The 20,998-nt window shown below is 62.3% G+C and carries 21 protein-coding genes and 1 pseudogene; 11 read left to right on the top strand and 11 right to left on the bottom strand.

Going from position 1 to position 20,998, the window contains the following annotated elements:
* Positions 1 to 2 precede the first annotated feature (2 nt).
* From RX328_RS20415 to RX328_RS20405, 3 genes are all read right to left on the bottom strand, one after another.
* Positions 3 to 620, bottom strand: a complete 618-nt coding sequence (locus tag RX328_RS20415) for a hypothetical protein (RefSeq protein WP_213245794.1) — start codon at positions 618 to 620, stop codon at positions 3 to 5.
* Positions 621 to 767: 147 nt separating this feature from the next.
* Positions 768 to 1,265 carry a xanthine phosphoribosyltransferase gene (gpt, locus tag RX328_RS20410; protein ID WP_213245796.1) on the bottom strand — a complete coding sequence of 166 codons (498 nt, stop codon included), beginning with the start codon at positions 1,263 to 1,265 and terminating at the stop codon, positions 768 to 770.
* Positions 1,266 to 1,339: 74 nt separating this feature from the next.
* Positions 1,340 to 2,080, bottom strand: coding sequence for a competence/damage-inducible protein A (locus RX328_RS20405; protein WP_213245798.1), 741 nt, complete (start codon positions 2,078 to 2,080; stop codon positions 1,340 to 1,342).
* 219 nt (positions 2,081 to 2,299) lie between these two features.
* On the opposite strand from RX328_RS20405, the gene RX328_RS20400 reads away from it, so the two are divergent.
* The 3 genes from RX328_RS20400 (at position 2,300) to RX328_RS20390 (ending at position 5,806) form a co-directional block, all read left to right on the top strand.
* Entirely contained in the window at positions 2,300 to 3,718 is a 1,419-nt protein-coding gene (locus RX328_RS20400; protein WP_213245800.1) for a circularly permuted type 2 ATP-grasp protein, read from the top strand.
* Positions 3,719 to 3,894: 176 nt separating this feature from the next.
* The gene (locus tag RX328_RS20395) at positions 3,895 to 4,839 is read left to right on the top strand and encodes an alpha-E domain-containing protein (RefSeq protein WP_065748002.1); all 945 of its coding nucleotides are present in this window, start codon (positions 3,895 to 3,897) and stop codon (positions 4,837 to 4,839) included.
* A gap of 121 nt (positions 4,840 to 4,960) precedes the next feature.
* Entirely contained in the window at positions 4,961 to 5,806 is an 846-nt protein-coding gene (locus RX328_RS20390; RefSeq protein WP_213245802.1) for a transglutaminase domain-containing protein, read from the top strand.
* A gap of 271 nt (positions 5,807 to 6,077) precedes the next feature.
* On the opposite strand, the gene RX328_RS20385 is transcribed toward RX328_RS20390, so the two are convergent.
* The gene (locus RX328_RS20385; protein WP_213245804.1) at positions 6,078 to 6,248 is read right to left on the bottom strand and encodes a hypothetical protein; all 171 of its coding nucleotides are present in this window, start codon (positions 6,246 to 6,248) and stop codon (positions 6,078 to 6,080) included.
* Between the two features lie 131 nt (positions 6,249 to 6,379).
* Here RX328_RS20385 and RX328_RS20380 point away from each other — a divergent pair, with 131 nt between their 5' ends.
* The 3 genes from RX328_RS20380 (at position 6,380) to RX328_RS20370 (ending at position 9,358) form a co-directional block, all read left to right on the top strand.
* A complete protein-coding gene (locus RX328_RS20380) occupies positions 6,380 to 7,138 on the top strand; it encodes a proteasome-type protease (RefSeq protein ID WP_213245806.1) in 759 nt (252 codons plus the stop codon).
* 13 nt (positions 7,139 to 7,151) lie between these two features.
* Complete coding sequence (locus RX328_RS20375) at positions 7,152 to 7,916, top strand: SDR family oxidoreductase (RefSeq protein WP_213245808.1); 765 nt, start codon at positions 7,152 to 7,154, stop codon at positions 7,914 to 7,916.
* A gap of 191 nt (positions 7,917 to 8,107) precedes the next feature.
* The gene (locus RX328_RS20370) at positions 8,108 to 9,358 is read left to right on the top strand and encodes a NupC/NupG family nucleoside CNT transporter (RefSeq protein ID WP_213245810.1); all 1,251 of its coding nucleotides are present in this window, start codon (positions 8,108 to 8,110) and stop codon (positions 9,356 to 9,358) included.
* Positions 9,359 to 9,477: 119 nt separating this feature from the next.
* On the opposite strand, the gene RX328_RS20365 is transcribed toward RX328_RS20370, so the two are convergent.
* A complete protein-coding gene (locus tag RX328_RS20365; protein WP_213245812.1) occupies positions 9,478 to 10,026 on the bottom strand; it encodes a cupin domain-containing protein in 549 nt (182 codons plus the stop codon).
* Positions 10,027 to 10,177: 151 nt separating this feature from the next.
* On the bottom strand, positions 10,178 to 10,465 hold the full coding sequence (locus RX328_RS20360; RefSeq protein WP_213245814.1) for an usg protein: 288 nt from the start codon (positions 10,463 to 10,465) through the stop codon (positions 10,178 to 10,180).
* 381 nt (positions 10,466 to 10,846) lie between these two features.
* Here RX328_RS20360 and groES point away from each other — a divergent pair, with 381 nt between their 5' ends.
* The 5 genes from groES (at position 10,847) to RX328_RS20335 (ending at position 14,468) form a co-directional block, all read left to right on the top strand.
* Positions 10,847 to 11,161, top strand: a complete 315-nt coding sequence (groES, locus tag RX328_RS20355) for a co-chaperone GroES (RefSeq protein WP_213245816.1) — start codon at positions 10,847 to 10,849, stop codon at positions 11,159 to 11,161.
* Positions 11,162 to 11,250: 89 nt separating this feature from the next.
* Positions 11,251 to 12,891: a chaperonin GroEL gene (gene groL, locus RX328_RS20350; RefSeq protein WP_213245818.1), complete on the top strand. Its 1,641-nt coding sequence runs from the start codon at positions 11,251 to 11,253 to the stop codon at positions 12,889 to 12,891.
* A gap of 388 nt (positions 12,892 to 13,279) precedes the next feature.
* Positions 13,280 to 13,732: a phasin gene (locus RX328_RS20345; protein WP_249725976.1), complete on the top strand. Its 453-nt coding sequence runs from the start codon at positions 13,280 to 13,282 to the stop codon at positions 13,730 to 13,732.
* 209 nt (positions 13,733 to 13,941) lie between these two features.
* Positions 13,942 to 14,151, top strand: a complete 210-nt coding sequence (locus RX328_RS20340; protein ID WP_213245820.1) for a hypothetical protein — start codon at positions 13,942 to 13,944, stop codon at positions 14,149 to 14,151.
* Positions 14,152 to 14,270: 119 nt separating this feature from the next.
* Positions 14,271 to 14,468, top strand: a complete 198-nt coding sequence (locus RX328_RS20335; protein WP_213245822.1) for a hypothetical protein — start codon at positions 14,271 to 14,273, stop codon at positions 14,466 to 14,468.
* A gap of 111 nt (positions 14,469 to 14,579) precedes the next feature.
* On the opposite strand, the gene RX328_RS20330 is transcribed toward RX328_RS20335, so the two are convergent.
* The 5 genes and pseudogenes from RX328_RS20330 to RX328_RS20310 all read right to left on the bottom strand — a co-directional run bounded on the left by RX328_RS20330 (position 14,580) and on the right by RX328_RS20310 (position 20,717).
* Entirely contained in the window at positions 14,580 to 15,323 is a 744-nt protein-coding gene (locus tag RX328_RS20330; protein WP_213245824.1) for a Crp/Fnr family transcriptional regulator, read from the bottom strand.
* Between the two features lie 382 nt (positions 15,324 to 15,705).
* Positions 15,706 to 15,903, bottom strand: a pseudogene (locus RX328_RS20325) (S26 family signal peptidase); the annotation flags it as partial.
* A 949-nt stretch (positions 15,904 to 16,852) separates the two neighbouring features.
* Positions 16,853 to 18,007: a DUF2778 domain-containing protein gene (locus RX328_RS20320; RefSeq protein WP_213245826.1), complete on the bottom strand. Its 1,155-nt coding sequence runs from the start codon at positions 18,005 to 18,007 to the stop codon at positions 16,853 to 16,855.
* Between the two features lie 263 nt (positions 18,008 to 18,270).
* Entirely contained in the window at positions 18,271 to 19,617 is a 1,347-nt protein-coding gene (locus RX328_RS20315) for an RtcB family protein (RefSeq protein WP_213245828.1), read from the bottom strand.
* A 404-nt stretch (positions 19,618 to 20,021) separates the two neighbouring features.
* Entirely contained in the window at positions 20,022 to 20,717 is a 696-nt protein-coding gene (locus RX328_RS20310) for a DUF899 family protein (protein ID WP_213245830.1), read from the bottom strand.
* Positions 20,718 to 20,998: the final 281 nt, after the last annotated feature.

Raw genomic sequence — 20,998 nt, 5'->3', positions numbered from 1 at the left:
CTCTAGCTCATCGCACTCGGATGCAGTACCGGCTGATATCCGGCGCCAAGCACGCGCAGCGTTGATGGCGGCGTCAGCAGCATTGCGTCCACGACTGCGCCTTCCATCTTGCGATACCCGCCCATCGACCATTGCAGCGCCCTGCCCTGCACGATCAAAAACGACTCTTCGCCTTGCTGCACCATCGCGCCGTCAGGCAACTGCGCCACCGGCATCGGCAGCGGATGCAGCCGCTTCTTGCCGTGCTCCAGCCGTTCACCATGCAATACGGCATCCATCTCCCGCGCACGAACGTTCTTCACGCCATTGCCCTCTTCCCACGCCGCGCGAAAGCGGGTGGCATCGTCACGCCGGCAGAAGAAGCATGGGCGGTGCCCGGCGGCGAAGGCGGTCGCCTCGTCGAGAAAGAACAGCTCGGTCCAGCTCCGCCGGCCCATCACAGGCCGCCGCCAGCCCCTGAACTCGCAGACGCATGTGATCCAGGCCGCGCTCGACCAGCGCTTCTTCAATAGCGTCTTGGTCGCGGGGTCGTGGATGATGCCGCGGTTACCGGTGAACATACCGCGATGCGGGGTGGCGATGATGTCGCCAGTCGGGGTGACGCGGTTTTGCAGGGGCATGCGGTTAGCTCGATCTTTCGCCTCGTCATTGCGAGCCAACGGGTCGCGCGAATGCGCGCCCGATGACAGGCCCGGCGAAGCAAACCATCCCGCCGCAAGTGGAGGCATGGATTGCTTCGTCGCTTCGCTCCTCGCAATGACGGCGGGTCACGCCCCGTCGCGGATCGGCGGCTGGAACGACAGCGCGGTGTCCCAGGGAAAATGGATCCAGGTATCCTGCGACACTTCGGTGATGAAGGTATCGACCAGCGGCTTGCCCTGCGGCTTGGCATAGACGGCCGCGAAATGCGCGTCCGGCATCATCGAGCGCACCAGCCGCCCGGTCTTTCCGGTGTCGACGAGGTCGTCGACGATCAAAAGCCCCTTCCCTGTGCCGCCACCGAGCTTTGCCACGTCGGCCGAAACACCCTTGAGCGCCTGCAGGTCGCCCTGTCTGGTGTGGTCGTAGCTGGCAATGCAGACGGTATCAATGATGCGAATGCCAAGCTCACGCGCGACAATGGCTGCCGGCACGAGCCCGCCCCGAGTAATCGCGATGATGGCGTTAAACGGCCCGACCTCGTTGAGCCGCCAGGTCAGCGCCCGGCAATCGCGGTGAAATTGGTCCCAGGAGACCGGAAAGGCCTTCTCCGGTGGCGCCGTCATGGGCGCGCTCCAGAACGATCTGTCACTATGTTCTCCGTATTGCGAAGTTCGAAATCAAAGCACCCGCTTCGCCGCTACCGGGCGGTGATGTTCAGGTTCGCCAGCATCTCCTTCACCGCGATCATCGCGGCGTTGAGCTTTTCGGGATCGCGCGAGCGCACGACGAGATTAATGTTCGGCTTCTTGTCCTCGTCCATGAACGGATAGCTGCCGATGATGGTGTCCGGATGGGCGATCGCGATCTCGCGCAGCGGCCCGCCAATGTCGCCTTCACGGGCGTTGGCCCGCACGGAATCGGATAGCATCCGCACGCCCGATTTCAGCTTGGGCGCGACGATGTCCATCATCGCCTGCATGATCGAGGGGATGCCAGCCATGACGATGACATTGCCGAGCTTGAAGCCGGGCGCCAGGATGGTGGCGCTCTGGATCAGTTCGGCTCCGTCAGGCACGCGGGCCATGCGCAGCCGCGCCTCGTTCAGATCCTGCTCGCTCCAGCGCTCGCGGAAGCGCGCGACCACCTCCGGATGATGACCGATCCCGACACCGAAGGCCTTGGCGACGCTGTCGGCGGTGATGTCGTCATGGGTCGGGCCGATGCCGCCGGTGGTGAAGACGTAGGTGTAGCGATTTCGCAATGCATTAAGGGCGTCGACAATGTCGGTCTCGTCGTCGGCGACGATGCGGACCTCCTTGAGATCGATCCCGATATTGGTCAGGTACTCGGCGATGAAGCCGATGTTCTTGTCCTTGGTACGGCCGGACAGGATCTCGTCGCCGATGACCAGAATACCCGCCGTGACGATCTCGCTCATGACTTCTCCCCACCTGCCCCGTACTTTGCGCAAGCAACGCATTGAAGTCACGGGGGTTTGCTGCCGAAATAAGCACCCAGCAGCCTTTTTTTAGGGCAGCGCGGCCGGCTACCCCCACGAAATGCCGCAAGCCAATGCATATCGCGCTGGCCCGAGCCTTGCTACCATCCTGTGAACTCATGCACCGTGCCGCATGGCTTCGAGAGATAGTCAGGATTTATGGCAGTTGCCTTCGATGAAATGAACGGGCCCGGCGGCGATCTCCGCCCGGCCTATCGGGAGCTCTCCCGCTGGCTGAAGGAGACGCCTCCGGACGCCCTTGAGTATCGCCGACAGGAGGCGGAACTGTTGTTCCGCCGGATCGGCATCACCTTCGCCGTCTATGGCGACGCCGAAGCCCAGGAGCGGCTGATCCCCTTCGACGTGATCCCGCGAATCATGTCGGCGAAAGAATGGTCCGTGCTGGAAAAGGGCCTGAAGCAGCGGGTCCGCGCGCTCAACATGTTCCTGCGCGACATTTATCACGGCCGCGACATCCTGCGCGCCAACATCATTCCCGACGACCTGATCTTCCAGAACCCGGTATTCCGTCCCGAGATGAACGGCCAGAGCGTGCCGCACGACGTCTATGTCCACATCGCCGGAATCGATATCGTCCGCGTCGACGCCGACAATTTCATCGTGCTGGAGGACAACGCGCGCACGCCCTCAGGCGTCTCCTACATGCTGGAAAACCGCGAAATCATGATGCGGCTGTTTCCGGACCTGTTTGCCCGCCATCGCGTAGCACCTGTAGAGCGATACCCGGACGAATTGCTGTCGGCGCTGCGCTCGGTGGCGCCGCTCTCTGCCTCGGCCGAGCCGACGGTCGCACTGATGACGCCGGGCGTCTACAATTCCGCCTATTACGAACACTCTTTCCTTGCCGACAAGCTCGGCATCGAGCTGGTCGAGGGCCGCGACCTCATCGTGAAGAACGACGAGGTGTTCATGCGCACCACCGAGGGGCTGAAACGCGTCGACGTGATCTATCGCCGCGTCGATGACGATTTCCTCGACCCCCTCACCTTCCGCCCGGATTCGGCGCTCGGCGTGCCCGGGCTGATGTCGGCCTATGCGGCCGGCAATATCACGCTGGCGAATGCGGTCGGCACCGGGATTGCCGACGACAAGGCGATCTATTCCTACATGCCGGAGGTCGTGAAATTCTATCTCGGCGAGGAGCCGATCCTGAAGAACGTGCAGACTTGGCGCTGCCGTGAGCCGAAGGATCTGTCTTATGTGCTCGACAATTTGAGCGAGCTAGTGGTGAAGGAAGTCCACGGCTCCGGCGGCTACGGCATGCTGATCGGCCCGGCCGCGACCAAAGCGACGATCGAGGCGTTCCGGGACAAGCTCAAGCGCGAGCCGGAGGGTTTTATCGCCCAGCCCACGCTGGCGCTGTCGACTTGCCCGACCTGTACAGCCTCCGGCCTCGCGCCGCGCCATGTCGATTTGCGGCCGTTCGTGCTGACCGGGAGCAAGCACGTCACCATCGTGCCGGGCGGACTGACGCGAGTGGCGCTGAAGGAAGGCTCGCTGGTTGTCAATTCCAGCCAGGGCGGCGGCACCAAGGACACCTGGATACTGGATGAGTGATTTGATGCCGAGCGCGACAAGCAAGTACCCCCTCCCCCTGCAAGGGGGAGGGTCGGGGTGGGGGTCGGCCGCATACACCGAATGGAGAGAAGACCCCCACCCGACGCTTCGCGTCGACCTCCCCCTTTCAGGGGGAGGTATTTTCGGCCTCCGCCGCGTTTTGTGAGAACTCACCTATGCTGTCGCGCACTGCCGAAAACCTGTACTGGCTGGCCCGCTATGTCGAGCGCGCCGAATATATCGCACGCACCATCGATGCGACCTTGCGAGTCACCGCGCTTCCCGCCGCCTATATCGGCAAGACCAATGAGTGGGAATCGGCGCTGCTGACGGCCGGGGTCAGCGCAAGCTTCTACGAAGCCTATCCGGAAGCCACCGAGCAGAACGTCGTCGAATATCTGGCGTTCTCGCCTTCCAATCCCTCCTCGATCAAGAACTGCATCGAGGCGGCGCGGCTCAATTCGCGCTCGGTGCGAACCGCGCTGACATCGGAGATGTGGGACACCATCAACTCGGCCTGGATCGAATTACAGGAAGTCTGGGGCAAGGGCACGTCGAGCCGCGAGGAACTGGCGCGGTTCCTGCGTTTCGTGCAGGAGACCTCGCTGCGGTTCGACGGCTCGGCCTACCGGACCATGCTGCGCAACGATGCCTACTGGTTCTCGCGGCTTGGGCTGCATCTGGAGCGCGCCGACAACACCGCCCGCATTCTCGACGTTAAATATCACGTGCTGCTGCCCGAGGAGGAGCACGTTGGTGGTCCCCTGGACTACTACCAGTGGACCTCGATCCTGCGCTCGGTCTCCGCGCTGACCGCCTATCACTGGGTCTACCGCGAAACGCTGAAGCCGTGGCTGATAGCCGATCTCCTGATCCTGAACGACACGCTGCCGCGCTCCCTGGCAAGTTGCTACAGCAATCTGGTGCGCAATCTCGACCAGATCGGCGTCGCCTACGGCCGCCAAGGCGCCGCCCAGCGCCACGCCCGCGGCGTCCGCAACCGGCTTGAACACAGCCATATGGACGATATCTTCCAGCACGGTGTCCATGAGTTCATCCAGGAATTCATCGCGGACAATTCGCGGCTCGGTGAGATCATCACCAAGCAGTATTTGATTTGATGCACTCTTCGTCATGGCCGGGCTTGACCCGGCCATCCACGTCTTGCTTTGAGGGGTAAGGAAGACGTGGATGCCCGGCACAAGGCCGGGCATGACGATCCCAACCTGAACTGGCCTCGCCATGCGCCTGCGAATTGCCCACTCCACCAGCTATCGCTACGAGCCGCCGGCCACCGGTGTGATCCAGATCCTGCGCATGACACCCGGCAGCCATGACGGCCAGTATGTCGCCGAATGGCAGATCGATGTCTCGACCGACTCGCGCCTCGACATGCACCAGGACGCGTTCGGCAACATTACGCACGTGTTGACGCACGGGTCGATCGCCGACCTCACCATCCATGTCGAGGGCCTGATCGAGACTCATGACACTGGCGGCGTGCTGCGCGGCACCGACGAGCGCTTTCCGCCGAGCCTGTTCCTGCGCCAGACCGCGCTGACCGAAGTCAATCCGGCGATGGCGATCTTTGCCCGCGAGCTACGCTCGGAATCCGATGGCGATGTGCTCGGTTTCCTGCATGCGCTGATGGTGCAGATCAACGAACATATGACGTTCGACGAGGACCCTACCAACTCCGGCACGTCGGCGGCGGAAGCTTTCGCGCTCAAGCGCGGTGTTTGCCAGGACTATGCACACATCTTCATCGCCTGCGCCCGCTCCGGCGGCGTGCCAGCGCGCTTCGTCTCCGGGCACTTCCTGCGCTCCGACGGCTTGACTCATCAGGGGGCCGGCCACGCCTGGACGGAAGCCTTCGTCCCAGACCTCGGCTGGGTCGGCTTCGATGCCGCCAACGGCATTTGCACCACCGATGCCCACGCCCGCGTCGCGATCGGACTCGATTACCTCGGCGCGGCCCCGGTGCGCGGCACCCGCTATGGCGGCGGTGCGGAGACGCTGACGGTCGCGGTCAAGGTCGAACAGGCCGGGCGGCCGGGACAGTGGCAAAGCCAGTCACAGTCACAATAGGACTTACGCCGTCATTGCGGGGAGCCAACGGGTCGCGCGAAGGCGCGCCCGATGACAGGCTCCGCGACGAAGCAATCCATCTTTGGTTGCGCGGCGAAATGGATTGCTTCGCTTCGCTCGCAATGACGGGGGGCGGCCGTAACATGGCGCGCTAATACAAGGGTGGGCAAAGGCGCATCGCGCCGTGCCCACCATATGTCCACGATCAATGTTCAATGGTGAGCACGCTTCGCTTTGCCCACCCTTGCTCATTTATCCAGCCACTCTGGGTTTACGCCCTGGCATTGCCGGCCTCCGCCAGCGCGCGGAACAGCCGGATCGCTGGAACATAGTCGCCGCGGTTGTAGGCCACCATGCCGGCTTCCCACGGACCTGCCTGGGCGCCCACGCTGCCCAGCAGTGACAAGGCTGCAATCGAGCCAATCAGCGCTGATTTCCGCATGCGTTCCCCGCCTTCGGTTGGAGGTTTACCCGCCGGGCGCATGTCGCGCCACGGGGGAATTGGGGTTGGATGGCCCCTCGAAATTAGCTACTAGTTGGCGCCGAAAAATCAGGCGCGTTTGGGGATCGGGAATGACCTATTGTTGCGGAATTCTGGTGCGGGACGGTCTCGTCATGATCGCGGACACCCGTACCAATGCCGGCCTCGACAACGTCTCGACCTTCCGCAAGCTCCATATTTTCTCAAAGCCCGGCGAGCGCATCATGGCGATCGCCAGCGCCGGCAATCTGGCGATCAGCCAGTCGGTGCTGTCGACGCTCACCGAGGGCATGGAAGATCCGCACACCGGCGAGCTCGAAACGCTGATGAATGCGCCGACGATGTTCCAGGCCGCGCAACGCATCGGCCGCGCCATCCGCGCCGTGCACGCCACCGAAGGCGAGGCGCTGCGATCCGAAGACGTATCCTTCGACGTCTCTTTCCTGTTCGGCGGTCAGATCAAGGGCTCGCGGATGCGGCTGTTCATGGTCTACACCGCCGGCAATTTCATCGAATGCACCACCGATACGCCCTATTTGCAGATCGGCGAGCACAAATACGGCAAGCCGGTGCTCGACCGCGCGATGCATTACGACGTCGAACTCTACGAGGCGCTGAAGACCGGCCTGATCTCGATGGACTCGACCATGCGGTCCAATCTCGGCGTCGGCCTGCCGATCGACGTGCTGGTGGTGCGCACAGATGCCTGCGAGGCCGATCTCAACCACCGCATCGAGGCCGGCGAGCCCTATTTCCACGACCTGCGTTCGCGCTGGTCGGCGGCGTTGCGTGCGGCGCATCAGAATATTCCGAGACCACCCTACAAATCCGAAACAGAAACCAAGAAATGAAGGCGAGGAAACAATGGCCGACGCAACCAACAAGATCGCGCTCGTAACCGGTGCCGGCACCGGCGTCGGACGCGCGGCATCGCTGGCGCTGATGAATGCCGGCTTCACCGTGGTGCTGGCCGGGCGTCGCATGGAGATGCTGGAAGAAACCAAAAAGCTCGGCGAAAACATCGGCAAGAGCCTGTGCGTCTCGGCCGACATGACGAGCCCAGCCTCGATCGCAACCCTGTTTCAGGAGGTCAAGGATACCTATGGCCGGCTCGACGTGCTCTTCAACAATGCCGGTATGGGCGCACCGCCGGTCAATTTCGAGGATCTCAGCCTGGAGCAGTGGCAGGCGGTGGTGAACACCAACCTCACCGGCCCGTTCCTGTGCACCCAGCATGCTTTCCGCATCATGAAGGACCAGACCCCGCGCGGCGGCCGCATCATCAATAACGGCTCGATCTCGGCGCACGCGCCGCGGCCGTTCTCGGCGGCCTATACCTCGACCAAACACGCGATCACGGGTCTCACCAAGGCCTCCAATCTCGACGGCCGCATGTACGACATCGCGGTCGGCCAAATCGACATCGGCAATGCCGCGACGCCAATGACCGACCGCATGGTCGCCGGTCCCGGCGTGATGCAGCCCGATGGCACGATGAAGCACGAACCGCGCATGGACGCGAAGGCCGTCGGCGATGCGGTCGCCTACATGGCCGGCCTGCCGCTCGATGCCAATGTGCTGTTCATGACGGTCATGGCGACCAAAATGCCGTTCGTCGGCCGGGGTTGATCTCGTGCCCCGGGCGCAGCGCAGCACAACGTGCTGCGCTGCTGAACCGGGGCCCAGCTTTCCGCGCGTCACGACAAGGTCGCGGCTCTGCAGCGCGGCATGAAGTGGCGCCGCACCGCGTCCGGGACACGAGTTGGGCTTTCACAAATCGACAAGGTTGGCATAATCGCTCCCGGGTTTTCGGGGGATTCATGCTGCAACTGCAATCGGCGTTTGGCGTGCTGGCGTTGCTGGCGATCGCATGGGCGTGCGGCGAGAACCGCCGCGCCGTGTCGCTCCGTCAGGTGGCGATCGGGCTGGCCGTCACCATCGTCACCGCGCTGGTGCTGCTCAAGCTGCCGCCGGTGGCAAAAGCCTTCGGCGCCATCAACGACGCCGTGGGCACGATCGCGGCGGCGACGCGCGCCGGCACTTCCTTCGTGTTCGGCTATCTCGGCGGCGGCGCGCTGCCGTTCGATCTCAAGGCGCCGGGCGCGGATTTCATCCTGGCATTCCAGGCGCTGCCGATCGTGCTCGTCATGAGCGTTCTGACCACGCTCCTGTTCTACTGGCGCGTGCTGCCCCCGATCGTGCGCGGCATGGCGTGGCTGTTGGAGCGCACGCTCGGCGTCGGCGGGGCGGTCGGGCTGTCGGCCGCGGCCAATATTTTTCTCGGCATGGTCGAGGCACCGCTGTTTATCCGCCCCTACTTGGCGCAGCTCACGCGCAGCGAACTGTTCCTGGTGATGACCGGCGGCATGGCCGGCATCGCAGGCACCGTGCTGGTGCTTTACGCCACGTTCCTGGCGCCGCTGATTCCCGATGCGGCCGCGCATTTCGTCATCGCATCCGTGCTGGGCGCACCGGCCGCGATCCTGATCAGCTTGATCATGGTGCCGGAGACTTCCGATAAGCGCACTGGCGGCTCGCTTGGAGATCCCGACATGCATGCGTCCTCGACCATGGATGCAATCACCAAGGGCACGGCGGCCGGGCTCGAACTGCTGCTCAACATCGTCGCGATGCTCTTGGTGCTGGTGGCGCTGGTTTATCTCGTCAATGCGATCCTCGGGCTGTTGCCCGAGATCGGCGGCGCCAAAATTTCGCTACAGCGGCTGCTGGGGCTTGTGATGGCGCCGGTGTGCTGGCTGATGGGCCTGCCCTGGCCGCAAGCCGTCACGGCCGGAAGCCTGATGGGCACCAAGACCGTGCTCAACGAGCTTATCGCCTATCTTGAGCTCTCAAAGCTCGGCACTGATACGCTCGACCCGCGCTCGCGGCTGATTATGCTCTACGCGATGTGCGGCTTTGCCAACTTCGCCAGTCTCGGCATCATGATCGGCGGCCTCGGCACCATGGCGCCGGAGCGGCGCGAGGAGATCAATGCGCTGGGATTGAAGTCGATCGTGTCAGGCACGCTGGCGACGTGTTTGATGGGGGCGGTGGTGGGGGTGTTGACGTGACGCTCCGCGTCATTCCGGGATTGTGCGCAAGCACCAGACCTCAGATGCGCAATTGCGCATCGGGGAATCTCAAGATTCGGGGTTCGACGCTTCGCGTCGCCCCGGAATGACGGCGAGATTTACGACGCCAATTCCACCGTCTTGAACTCCGCCGGCAAGATCACTTCCAGCAACTCGACATCATCGGAATAATCCATGATCAGATGCTTGATGCGCGGCGGCTGGGTCCAGGCGCTGCCTTCTTTCATCAGCGTCTCGCCCTGTCCTTCCATATAGGTCTTCACCCAGCCCTTGAGCACGTAGACCATCTGGAATTCGACGTCGTGGTAATGCAGTTTTGAAACTTCTGCCGGGTTGCACGGGCCGATCAGGCGGATGACATGCGCCTGCGCCAGGCCATGCGTCGCGTCCGCGATGCCGAGGTCGCGGTATTTGGCGTAAGTTCGCAGACCATCGGCCTTGAAATCCTCTTCGCGGTGATGGCTGATGGCGATGCGCTGCTTCGGCCGGGCCTTCCTGGCCGGTTTGGCCTTGACCGCCGGCGCGCCCCTCGCCTTTGACTTGACGGCCTTGCGGGCTGAGGATTTGGCTGCCGCCTTGTGACCCGACCACTTCTTCTTCACGGCGAGCTGCGCCGCGGGACGTGATGCCGCTTTCTTCTTGGCCATGGGTGCCTCCCTTTTTGTTTGTCGCAGGAGGCTAACACAGAATTTTTTCGTAGGGTGGGCAAAGCGCAGCGTGCCCACCACCGCGAGCGGAGTGTCAGATGGTGGGCACGCTTCGCTTTGCCCACCCTACGGCAGCTCTACAGCAGCTCGGTCAATGCAGCCTGAACACCCCGTCGACGGCGCGCAGCTCCGTCGGCTTGATCAGCCTGGAATGCGCCACCGTCACGGAATATAGCGGGCCATCGAGCTTTTCCTGCCAGAACGCGAGGAAGTCCTTCAGCGCCGGGAATTTCGGAAACAGATCGTAATTCTGCCAGACATAGGTCTGCAGCAACGAAGGATGATCCGGCATCCGATACAGAATTTGCGCCGTCGTCAGCCCGTAACCCAGCACCTGCTTCCGGAAGTCGTCGGAAGCAACTCCAACCCGCGAGACCATGCCAAACCTCCATTGCTGGAAGCGCATTTCACGTGGTGGCCACACACCGAGCCGCCCCGGCGGAGATGCGCTCACATGAGAGAAATGTGACGCACGATACCAACCTATCACAAGCCTAAATGCTTAACGAATTGTTGAAAATTCCCGCGTTAGCAGCAGCTTACCGCACGTGCTAATACGGGGTCCGGAGGCTTCCGTCGCCGCGTTAATCATGCCGAACAAAATTGGCAGACGACATACTTGAGTGCTAATTTTTCTGCTAGAAGCCCTTGTCCCCCGAAGAATACTGGCCTAAATCAGCCCAGCCGGGTTGGCACTCGCCGGTCCGGACTGCCAAAATTCCAGAATTCTACAACATTCCCAGACGTTTAGGAGGACTGCATGAACTTCCGTCCGCTTCACGACCGCGTCGTGGTCAAACGCATCGACGCCGAAGAGAAGACCGCTGGCGGCATCATCATTCCGGACACTGCCAAGGAAAAGCCCTCCCAGGGCGAAGTCGTCGCCGTCGGCCCCGGCGGCCGTGACGAAACCGGCAAGCTGATCCCGATTGACCTCAAGGTCGGCGACCGCGTCCTGTTCGGCAAGTGGTCGGGCACCGAAGTCAAGATCGACGGCCAGGAGCTCCTGATCATGAAGGAGTCCGACATCATGGGCGTGCTCGACGCCTCCGCCGCCAAGAAGAAGGCCGCCTAAGACACCGCCTGCCACGCTCACCCTGAGGAGCGCCCGCAAGGCGCCTCCCCGACAGGGTGAGAAACAAAGATCAACTCAGGGAAACAAATATGTCAGCCAAAGAAGTCAAATTCGGCGTCGATGCCCGCGACCGCATGCTGCGCGGCGTCGACATCCTCAACAACGCCGTGAAGGTCACGCTCGGCCCGAAGGGCCGCAACGTCGTGCTCGACAAGTCGTTCGGCGCTCCCCGCATCACCAAGGACGGCGTCACCGTCGCCAAGGAGATCGAGCTCGACGACAAGTTCGAGAACATGGGCGCGCAGATGGTGCGCGAAGTCGCCTCCAAGTCCGCTGACGCTGCCGGCGACGGCACCACCACCGCAACCGTGCTCGCGGCTGCGATCGTCCGTGAAGGCGCCAAGTCCGTTGCCGCCGGCATGAACCCGATGGACCTGAAGCGCGGTATCGACCTGGCGGTGGAAGCCGTGGTCGCCGACCTCGTCAAGAACTCCAAGAAGGTCACCTCGAACGAGGAAATCGCCCAGGTCGGCACCATCTCCGCCAACGGCGACGCCGAAATCGGCAAGTTCCTCGCCGACGCCATGAAGAAGGTCGGCAACGAGGGTGTCATCACGGTTGAGGAAGCCAAGTCTCTCGAGACCGAACTCGACGTCGTCGAAGGCATGCAGTTTGACCGCGGCTACATCTCCCCCTACTTCGTTACCAACGCCGACAAGATGCGCGTCGAGATGGACGATGCCTATATCTTGATCAACGAGAAGAAGCTGTCCTCGCTGAACGAGCTGCTGCCGCTGCTGGAAGCCGTGGTGCAGACCGGCAAGCCGCTGGTGATCGTCGCCGAAGACGTCGAAGGCGAAGCCCTCGCCACCCTCGTCGTCAACCGTCTGCGCGGTGGTCTGAAGGTCGCGGCCGTCAAGGCTCCGGGCTTCGGCGATCGCCGCAAGGCCATGCTGCAGGACATCGCGATCCTGACCGGCGGTCAGGCGATCTCGGAAGACCTCGGCATCAAGCTCGAGAACGTCACCCTGCAGATGCTCGGCCGCGCCAAGAAGGTGATGATCGACAAGGAAAACACCACGATCGTCAATGGCGCCGGCAAGAAGGCTGACATCGAGGCGCGCGTGCAGCAGATCAAGGCGCAGATCGAGGAAACCACCTCGGACTATGACCGTGAGAAGCTGCAGGAGCGTCTGGCCAAGCTCGCGGGCGGCGTAGCCGTGATCCGCGTCGGCGGCGCGACCGAGGTCGAGGTGAAGGAGCGCAAGGATCGCGTGGATGACGCGATGCATGCGACCCGTGCGGCGGTTGAAGAAGGCATCGTGCCGGGCGGCGGCGTCGCCCTGCTCCGCGCCTCCGAGCAGCTCAAGCGCATCAAGACCGCGAACGACGACCAGAAGACCGGCGTCGAGATCGTGCGCAAGGCGCTCTCCGCGCCGGCCCGCCAGATCGCGATCAACGCCGGTGAAGACGGCTCCGTCATCGTCGGCAAGATCCTCGAGAAGGAGCAGTACAATTACGGCTTCGACTCGCAGACCGGCGAATACGGCAATTTGGTCTCCAAGGGCATCATCGACCCGACCAAAGTCGTTCGTGCGGCGATCCAGAACGCGGCGTCCGTCGCGGCTCTCCTGATCACCACCGAAGCCATGATCGCCGAACTGCCGAAGAAGAACGCCGGCGGCCCCGCAATGCCTCCGGGCGGCGGCATGGGCGGCATGGATTTCTGAGCCAGCCTCTCAGGCGATACGAATGCGGAACCCCGGCAGCGATGCCGGGGTTTTTGCTTTGACGGCGACGCCGACGGCCAGAGCGCTGATGTCACTGCAACGTGACGCTGAAGCAAAACCTTCCCGCTGCTTGAGATATCCCGGTTATACACAGCGCGGTGTAAATTATACCAGCGTATGCGTTGACAATTTTCAAAAAACTTCTCGCGAGAGTCGCAAACCGAACCGACAGTGCCGCTCTCCTCAAGCAAAGTTGTATCGGGTCGGGGCTAAATCAAAGCTCATCCAAATCTGGTCCAACACGGAGCGTGAGCTCTCGTGACGCAAGCGTGCGTCGCGAGGAATGCTTTCGCTCGCGAAGGAGTAATGCTCTGTGAGTGAAAGCGAAATGAAAGTCACACTGAACGGAACCAATGTTTTCGGCATGCCGTTGCCAGACTTCTCGAAGATCGGCTGGCCCGGCGTAAGCGGCGAGCTTGCCGAGCAGGGTTTCGCCCGCGCACGGGAAAACTACGAGAAGATCAAGGCCGCGTCGGCGGAGATGACGGAAGCGGTGCGCGAGACTTATTCGAGCAACGCCAGAGGCGCGACCGACTACGGGCTGAAGGTGTTCGAAATCTCCAACGCCAATGCCGCCGCGGCGCTCGACTTCTTCGCCCATCTCGTCGGCAGCAAGTCGCCCAGCGATGTCTTGACCTTGTCCGCGACGCAAGCGCGCAAGGCGTTTGAGACCGCATCCGACCAGAACAAGGAATTGTGGACGCTTGCCCAGAAGCTTGCAACGGAATCGGGCGAGCCGATCAGGAAGCACTTCACCAAGAGTCTCCACCCGGCCGGCTAAAAGCCGCGTCTAGTTCACGTCCAAGGTTCGTTTGAGGAGGGATCCGGCCGGTGGAATAAGCCCAGTAGCGAGCACGCAGCCCCCACTGGCCGATGCTCGACCAAATCAGGTGCGCGATGCCCCCCAAGTAACCCGCACCGACAAGAGGCGCACTCCAACCGGCCGGTGCTTTTCGAACAACAATAAAGCCAATCTCAAGGGAGGGCGATATGGGAATGGTCATGGTCAAATGTCCGCGAACCGGACATGCGATTCCCACCGGCATCAAGACTGATCGCGAGAGCTTTAGCCGCAGCGCAGTGTTTTTCGCGCGGACCCGTTGCGTGATCTGCCACGCCGATCACGCCTGGTTTGCCCGGGAAGCCTGGGTCGACGAGCCGAGCATCCGTGTGCGGCGGCGCAGCGCCGCCTCGGTCTAGCGTTTTCGAGCGAAGCGTGCCCTCGGACTTGATCCGAGGGCGAGGACCATTTCGCGCAAATACAATGCTTCAAATCCGCGTCGATACAGATCACGCGATAGTCGCGATGGAGGGACACCATGGCGCGAAAGGAAATTTCAATTGGAACGTCCGCCTGGCTGCTGCAGGCCAAGGACTTTCTTGAAGAAGCTCGGCGGTTGAAGCCGGGCCCCGAGCGCAACGAATTGCGGCAGACGGCGAAGGTGCTGCGAGAGATTGCGAAGCTCGAGGCGGGATCCGGTTCGGCACTCGACCGCGGCTGGCGGCAGAGAACCTGATCGGGCGAAGGATCCGTCCGTCGATGGGCGTTCCAGAACGCCATAGCAGCAAGTCACGATGCGGAACGACGAGCGATCGCGCGAAAGGCGCTTCACCTGGTACTGCCCGATTCAATTTCCGCGAACGCGCCGATCTTCGGATAGAACCGCGGCGCGAGATCGGGCCGAATGGAGCGCGAACATCTCCTCGACTTCGAGGCGCATGACGCTGTGGCATTCGCATGCTACCGTCGCGAGCCGCGCCTGATCGATCTCGATCAGGCCTCGCCGATCGGACCTTATCGCGCCACGCGCGCGCAGCTTGCGCATCAGCAGTGTTACGGTCGTGCGTCGTACCCCGAGTATTTGCGAGAGTGCCTGCTGAGTCAGCGGAAGCACGTCATGGTCGATGCGATCGCGAAGCTGCAGCAACCAGCGAGCCATTCTGGCTTCGACCGGGTGAAGCGCATTGCATGCCGAACCAAGCTGAAGCTGCATCAGCATCGCCCTCACGTGAATCTGGACCGCGTGCCGTATCGCTGGACTGCGGTTGAAAGCAGTGTGAAATCGCGATGCGGAAATCCTGGCGGCGGTGCCCGCCGCACGAACGACCGCGCTATTGTCTGAAGGAGAAGGCCCGAGCACTGAAAGAATACCTACCGCCCCCTCGCGCCCGACTGCGGCGGTGGCAACTGTATGCCCGTCCGCCATGTCGATCATTAGCGAGATGGCGCCGCTATGAGGGAAGTAGACGTACTCGATTGCGTCCCCCGCCCGCGAAAGGACCGCGTCCTGATCGAGCGCAATCGTCTCAAGCTCGGGCTCCAGCAGATCGAAGTCCGATGCCGGCAATGCTGCAAGAAGGCGATTTCCCATTCCGCGGCGAGGTGTCACCGTGGGGAACCCGAGGCACGCCTTCCGCGACGATCGCCATCTGGCGCGTCCGGTAACGGGAGCCTCAACGCAAGTTCAAATCTGCTTTCTGTACGCGCACTCACTCAAACATACTCTCACACAATAAAGCCCAAATACGCGGCCGCGAGGCGGACTGCTCGCAGCCTTCTAAGAAGTTAGATGCAAACGGGCCGCCGGACGCAACTGCAAAATGCGCATGGGTAACACCGTAAGCGTACGGGGATGCACGGTTCCAATTTCGGCGCACGGCAAGGCGGCTCGCGATCGAGCGGTGGCTATTGCACCACCGTGCCGATCCGCCCGGAACGGATGGCGGGCTGCGTGCCGTTGCCGCCGCGTTCCGAGAGAAGAAAATCATGCCCACGCTGCCGACGACATTCTCCAGCGGAATGTATCGACGGCCGAAAGGACGCGGCTGTCGGTAGAATTATCGCGGTTGTCGCCGAGCACGAACAGGTGGCCGGCTGGCACAGTGAGGACATTCGTGCGGTCGTCAATGCCTCTCGACGCAATCGAGCGTCTCGTAGTTCGCTCTATCCGGATTCCCCGCGCGACGACGTCGCGAGCCTCGGGGGTGCAATTGCACATCGGAGAATGACGGTTGGAAAAACGCGACACATATCACCTGTCGGGCAAATCACTTCTGATTTTCAGAAATCGTGTCAAGACCAGGAATCAAAAATATTCCGCTTCACGCGAGAGGCAAATCAGCCGCATAACTTCGCCCGTCTCACCCGATTGAGGGGCGCTCGCGATCGTCACGAACGTGCGGTGAGATGCGGTGGACGCGAGAGGCGCACAAGACGGTGGCGCCCGACGCTTACGGCGAAGTCGTGTGGTTCTGGCGCCGCGGTGCTGGCGTTAAGTCCTTTGGAAGCGAAGCTTCTCAGGCGGCGACGGTGGCAAGAAAGCCGTTCACCGGGAAGAGCACGAAGTAAGCCGTAAAGCCATTGCGCAGGGAAGGCCGGGATGCTCCCGCTGTACCTGTATGCTCGTGTGCACTTTTGTTTGCGCAAATCGCACGCGAGACCGCGGGTGCAGCAAGCACCCGGTCTTCCCTGCGCCCTCTGAAAAAGAGGGCGGGAAATGAAGAGCAAACCTCGGGCGCAAAGCGCCGCGAGATCGCGAAGTCATGCTCCGAATTGTAGGATGGGTGGAGCGCAGCGATACCCATCGTCTTGCAACAGCATTGATGGGTATCGCTTCGCTCCACCCATCCTACGGGACCGTCATCGCCCGGCTTGCCGCCTCCGCTAAAGCTACGGCGAGCCAAGGGAGAAAGCCTCGGCGAAGCCTTGGCGTAGCCGGGAGCGGGTGACCCAGTATTCCAGAGGCGTCAATGATTGAGCCGAGAAGCCGCAGCGTACTGGATGCCCCGCCGGAGCTTGCGGGCTCGCCGAAGGCGAATCCCGGTGGCGCGGCATGACAGCGTTATGCAGTTGTTGCAAATTGGATCTGACCGTCGAGCGCAGCAGCGCTACGCTCCGCGCTTACTGGATCTTCGCCAGCACTGCGAGGCGGCGGATGCCCTTGTTGCGATAGGCGTCGAGGAACGCATAGTAGTCCTTGAACGACACGCAGCCATTGGACTGGCCGCTCGGCCCGAGCATGTAGGTGTGCGCGAGCAGCCCGTCGCGGCCGAAGATTTTTTCTTCGCCGCCGATCGGCGTCAGCCGCAGCGCCGGCACGCCGTGAAACAGCGCCTCGCGCGGCTTCAGTTCGTAAATGTGCGGCGGCGTCACGCCCTGCATCCGTACATGCGAATAGCGTACGTCATCCATCTTGGAGCCGAGGCCCGAATGCGCCTCCAGCCTGGTGCCGTCAGGCAGATAGACTGTCTTCGCGGAAATGTCGTAGACGGCGGTCTGGCGATCATAGGGCGGCGAGCCGCCCATCATCGGGTTCTGCCTTCGCGTATCGATGATGCTGCCGGTGACGTTGGCGTCGGCGGATGCAAAAGCGAGCAGCGAGTTCTGCGAAGGCTGCTTGCCCCACAGTTTTTCAACCATGGTCTGCCTGTCGTTGGAAGCAATCGACATCACGGCGGCTTTGGCGCGCTGTGCCATGTCGCGAACGGTGGAGCCGGATGCCTTCGCGGTCTTGGCCTCGGTCTCCGCCGGGACCGGCGCGGGTGCGTTCAACGCGAGCTTGGTGGCAGGAGCGGAAATCTTCGGCTTCGTCGCTTCCACGGGGTTCGAAGCTTGAACGGCTTTCGGCGCTTCGGCCGGCGGCGAAGCTTCCGCCAGTCTCGTCGGTTCGACGGGTTTGGATTCGGCCGCTCTCGAGGGCTCGCCTTGCGCGGCGGCTGCGAACCTTTCATTGAACATCAGCGACGTCGCGACGTTCTCCGGCGCGGGAATTACCAGCGACTGCTGCGGCAGCGACGCGAAAATCTCATTGAAGGCCGGCCGCACGGCATGCGCAGTGACGGTGCTCGGGTTGTTGACGGCGGGCGCCTCGAAGCCGGCGTTGTTCACGGATGGATAGATGCTGGCGCCGAGCACGTTGGTGTAAACGGTCCAGGCGCAGCCCAGCACGAGGCCTGCGACCGCGACACCGCCGAGAAAATATTGGAGAATGCCTTTGCGGGAGGATTTCCCGCGGCTGCGGGCCGCAGGACCGAACGCACGCGTACGCTTACTCATTTACACAACGCCCAGAACAATTCCACCAAGTCCCCTATTGATGCTGCGTCCGGAGACGTTCCCTGCAGCATCTCGCAGAGGCACAGAGCGTCATTAAGGCGACTTTTAGTTAAATCCGGCTTAAACGCGGGCAGATGTAAGGCGGGCTCAAATCCATGGAATAATTGGGGAAATCACCCCGGTAGTGATGCGGGAATTGGTGCCAATCAGGGACACCCGGCGTGACGCAACACCGGATGTCCCATAACGGGCCAAGTTCGGCCTCAATCCTTGAACGGGTCGAACTCGTTCTCGCCGGCCATCGCCACTGCGAATGGACGCAGCGTATGCTGCACCTTGATCGAGCCGGCGTGCTCCGCGATCACCTCCGGCAGGCGGCGATAGGCCATCGGGCTTTCATCGAGGTCCGCGCCGATCAACGTCACGCCACGCGATTGCAACCATGCGTCCATCTCGGCACGCGTGAACCGGCGCTTGGCCTCCCTGCGGCCAAACAAGCGGCCCGCGCCGTGCACTGTCGAGTAGAGCGAAACCTTCGCCTCCTCGCTGTCGACACCTTCGACTATGACAGCCTCGTCGCCCATCGATCCGCCGATGAAGCCACGCTGTCCCGGAAATGCCGGGGTCGCGCCCTTGCGAACTACCCACAAATCCTTGCCGCCATGGTTCTCCCGCCACGCGTAATTGTGGTGGTTGTGAACCATGTCGGTGATCGCGCCGCCGATGATCCGACGCACGCGCTCGACCACCCATTCGCGGCCGGCATAGGAGTAGCGCCCGGCGAGTTGCATCGCCGCGATGTAGCGCCGCCCGATCTCGCTGTCCTCGTCGATGACGGCGGGCGGCACGTTCATGCCGTCCTTACCGCCCGCGGCCTTGAGGTAGCGGGTCGCGCTGGTGTGGCCGAGGCCACGGCTGCCGAAGTGCACACCGATCCAGACAAAGCCTTCCTCGTCGCGCAGCAGGTCGACATAGTGGTTGCCCGAACCGACGGTGCCGAGTTGCGACGCTGCCTTCTGCCGGTAGGCGCCCATGTCGGATTCACGCCACGCGTCATCATCGTCGAACAGGTCATGCTCGACGCGCTCGTCGTTGGTACGTCCGACGCCGAACGAAATCACGCTGTGCACGTCCTTGATGATCGTTCCGACGTTGCTCTCGATCTGGCTGAACGGCGTGTCGAGGCGCACAGCCATGTTGCCGCAGCCGATGTCGAAGCCGACACCGGAGATGCTGATGCTGATCTGCCTCTCATAGGCGATCACGCCGCCGACCGGCTGGGCATAGCCGAGATGGCCGTCCGCGCAAATGACGCCGGCGACTGCGTTGCCAACCGACATGCAATTGCGCATCTGCGCAATCGTGGCGTCCTCGTGCTTGCCGAAGATCTTGAGCGGGCTGTTCTGGTATTGCGCCGCCTGCGGCCTGAGCGCGATATCGGAAGCAATAGCCTCCGCATCGCGTGCAAGCTTCTCTTTGCGCGCGGCATCACGGAACAGGCACCAGGTCGGCATCGGCCGCTGGCCGGGCCTGTCGATCTTCGCATCGGGGTCGAGCCCGGCTTCAACGGCCAAGGCCCGGGCGCGCTCCTGGTAGGGATCGGATCGCATCTCACTCTCCTTCACTGCATACTTCGTTCCGCAGGCCGCTCAGGACTTCGGAAGGACCTGCGTCAATCGCGACACAGGTCGGGTTGGTTTTGCAGGCAGGGAGGAATTACAAGGTCGAGCTTGCCACGAATGGCACACCGCGGATCATTCCCTGCCTCAGCGGCAGAGGGAGACCCGCTGCCGCGTTACGCTGGTAGTTTGCCTTGCGGATACGATTCCCCAATCGAATACACGCCAATTGCGCACGCCAAGGCACGACCATGCCGGACGACCGGCTGGCCTGCACAACGTGACGGATTGGTTTCTATACGAGGCATCGTCTTTCCATGATCGGCCGAAGCGCGCGATCACTTACATCAATTTCCGGATTTGTAAATGGGTCGGCATCAGCCGCGAGCACCTCGCTAATAGCTCAACCGCGGATACCAGTCCTTGCCGCGTCCTTCCGGCGTGGTGTCGAGAATGGTCCACAGCGGATCGATGTCGGGCGCGCCGCGCGGGTCCTGTCCGGGGTCGGCGGTCGATGGTCCCATCTCGCCGGACCAGAAATGGCGGATGCTGGCGTCGCGGCGCGTGAACACGGTGTAGCCGGGCACATCGTCATCCGCCGCGCTGACATAATCGCGCGTGTAATCGCCCGACGCGTCCGAATAGATTTTATGCCGTGTCCAGCCGCGCGCCTTCTTCGCTTCGATCAATCGTGCGATCGGCGAGCGCGCCACGAACACGAAGGCGATGCGCTGTTCGACGTCGGGCAGCTTGCCTTCCCACGTGCTCATGAACGAGGTGCACATCGGGCACGGCTGCTCGCGCTGCGGACCAAACATGTAACTGTAGATCACGAGCGTCTGCTTGTCGCCGAACAGGTCCGACAAGGTGACCTTGCCGCCCTCGCCTTCGAACTCATAGTTCTTCGTCACCGCGCCGCCCGGCGGCAACGCGCGGCGCAACTCGGCGACCCGCTCGATGTGACGGCGCAGTTCGATCTCCTCGGCCAGCAATTGTTCGCGGGCGCGGCGATATTCGGTGCTCTCGTTAGGAAGGCGCACGCGGCTCGTGCTTGCGAGTTCGGCGGCGGGTTTCAGTGCGGAACTGGACATGGCAACACCTCGGTTGTGGTCGGGTGGTTACAAGACGTTTCGCGCCGTCGGTTCGACACCTGCGCAACGGAAATTTCGATGTTCCAACCGCCGTTTCGGTCCACTTTCGAGCCGTTTCCGTGCTGATTTACCGGATCCTTTTGCTGAACTGCCGGATCGGAAGATTTCGCCGAACCTTACCCGCCGAAGGCAGACATAATATCGTCTATTATTGGCTTTTGCACGGGATCGCGGCGTTTGATACGGCACCGTATCGCCTGTTTCGCCGTACCCAAAGGGGC

This window comes from Bradyrhizobium sp. sBnM-33, from assembly GCF_032917945.1.
In the GTDB taxonomy this organism is placed as follows: Bacteria; Pseudomonadota; Alphaproteobacteria; order Rhizobiales; family Xanthobacteraceae; genus Bradyrhizobium.
This window is presented reverse-complemented; position numbering and strand designations above follow the sequence as displayed.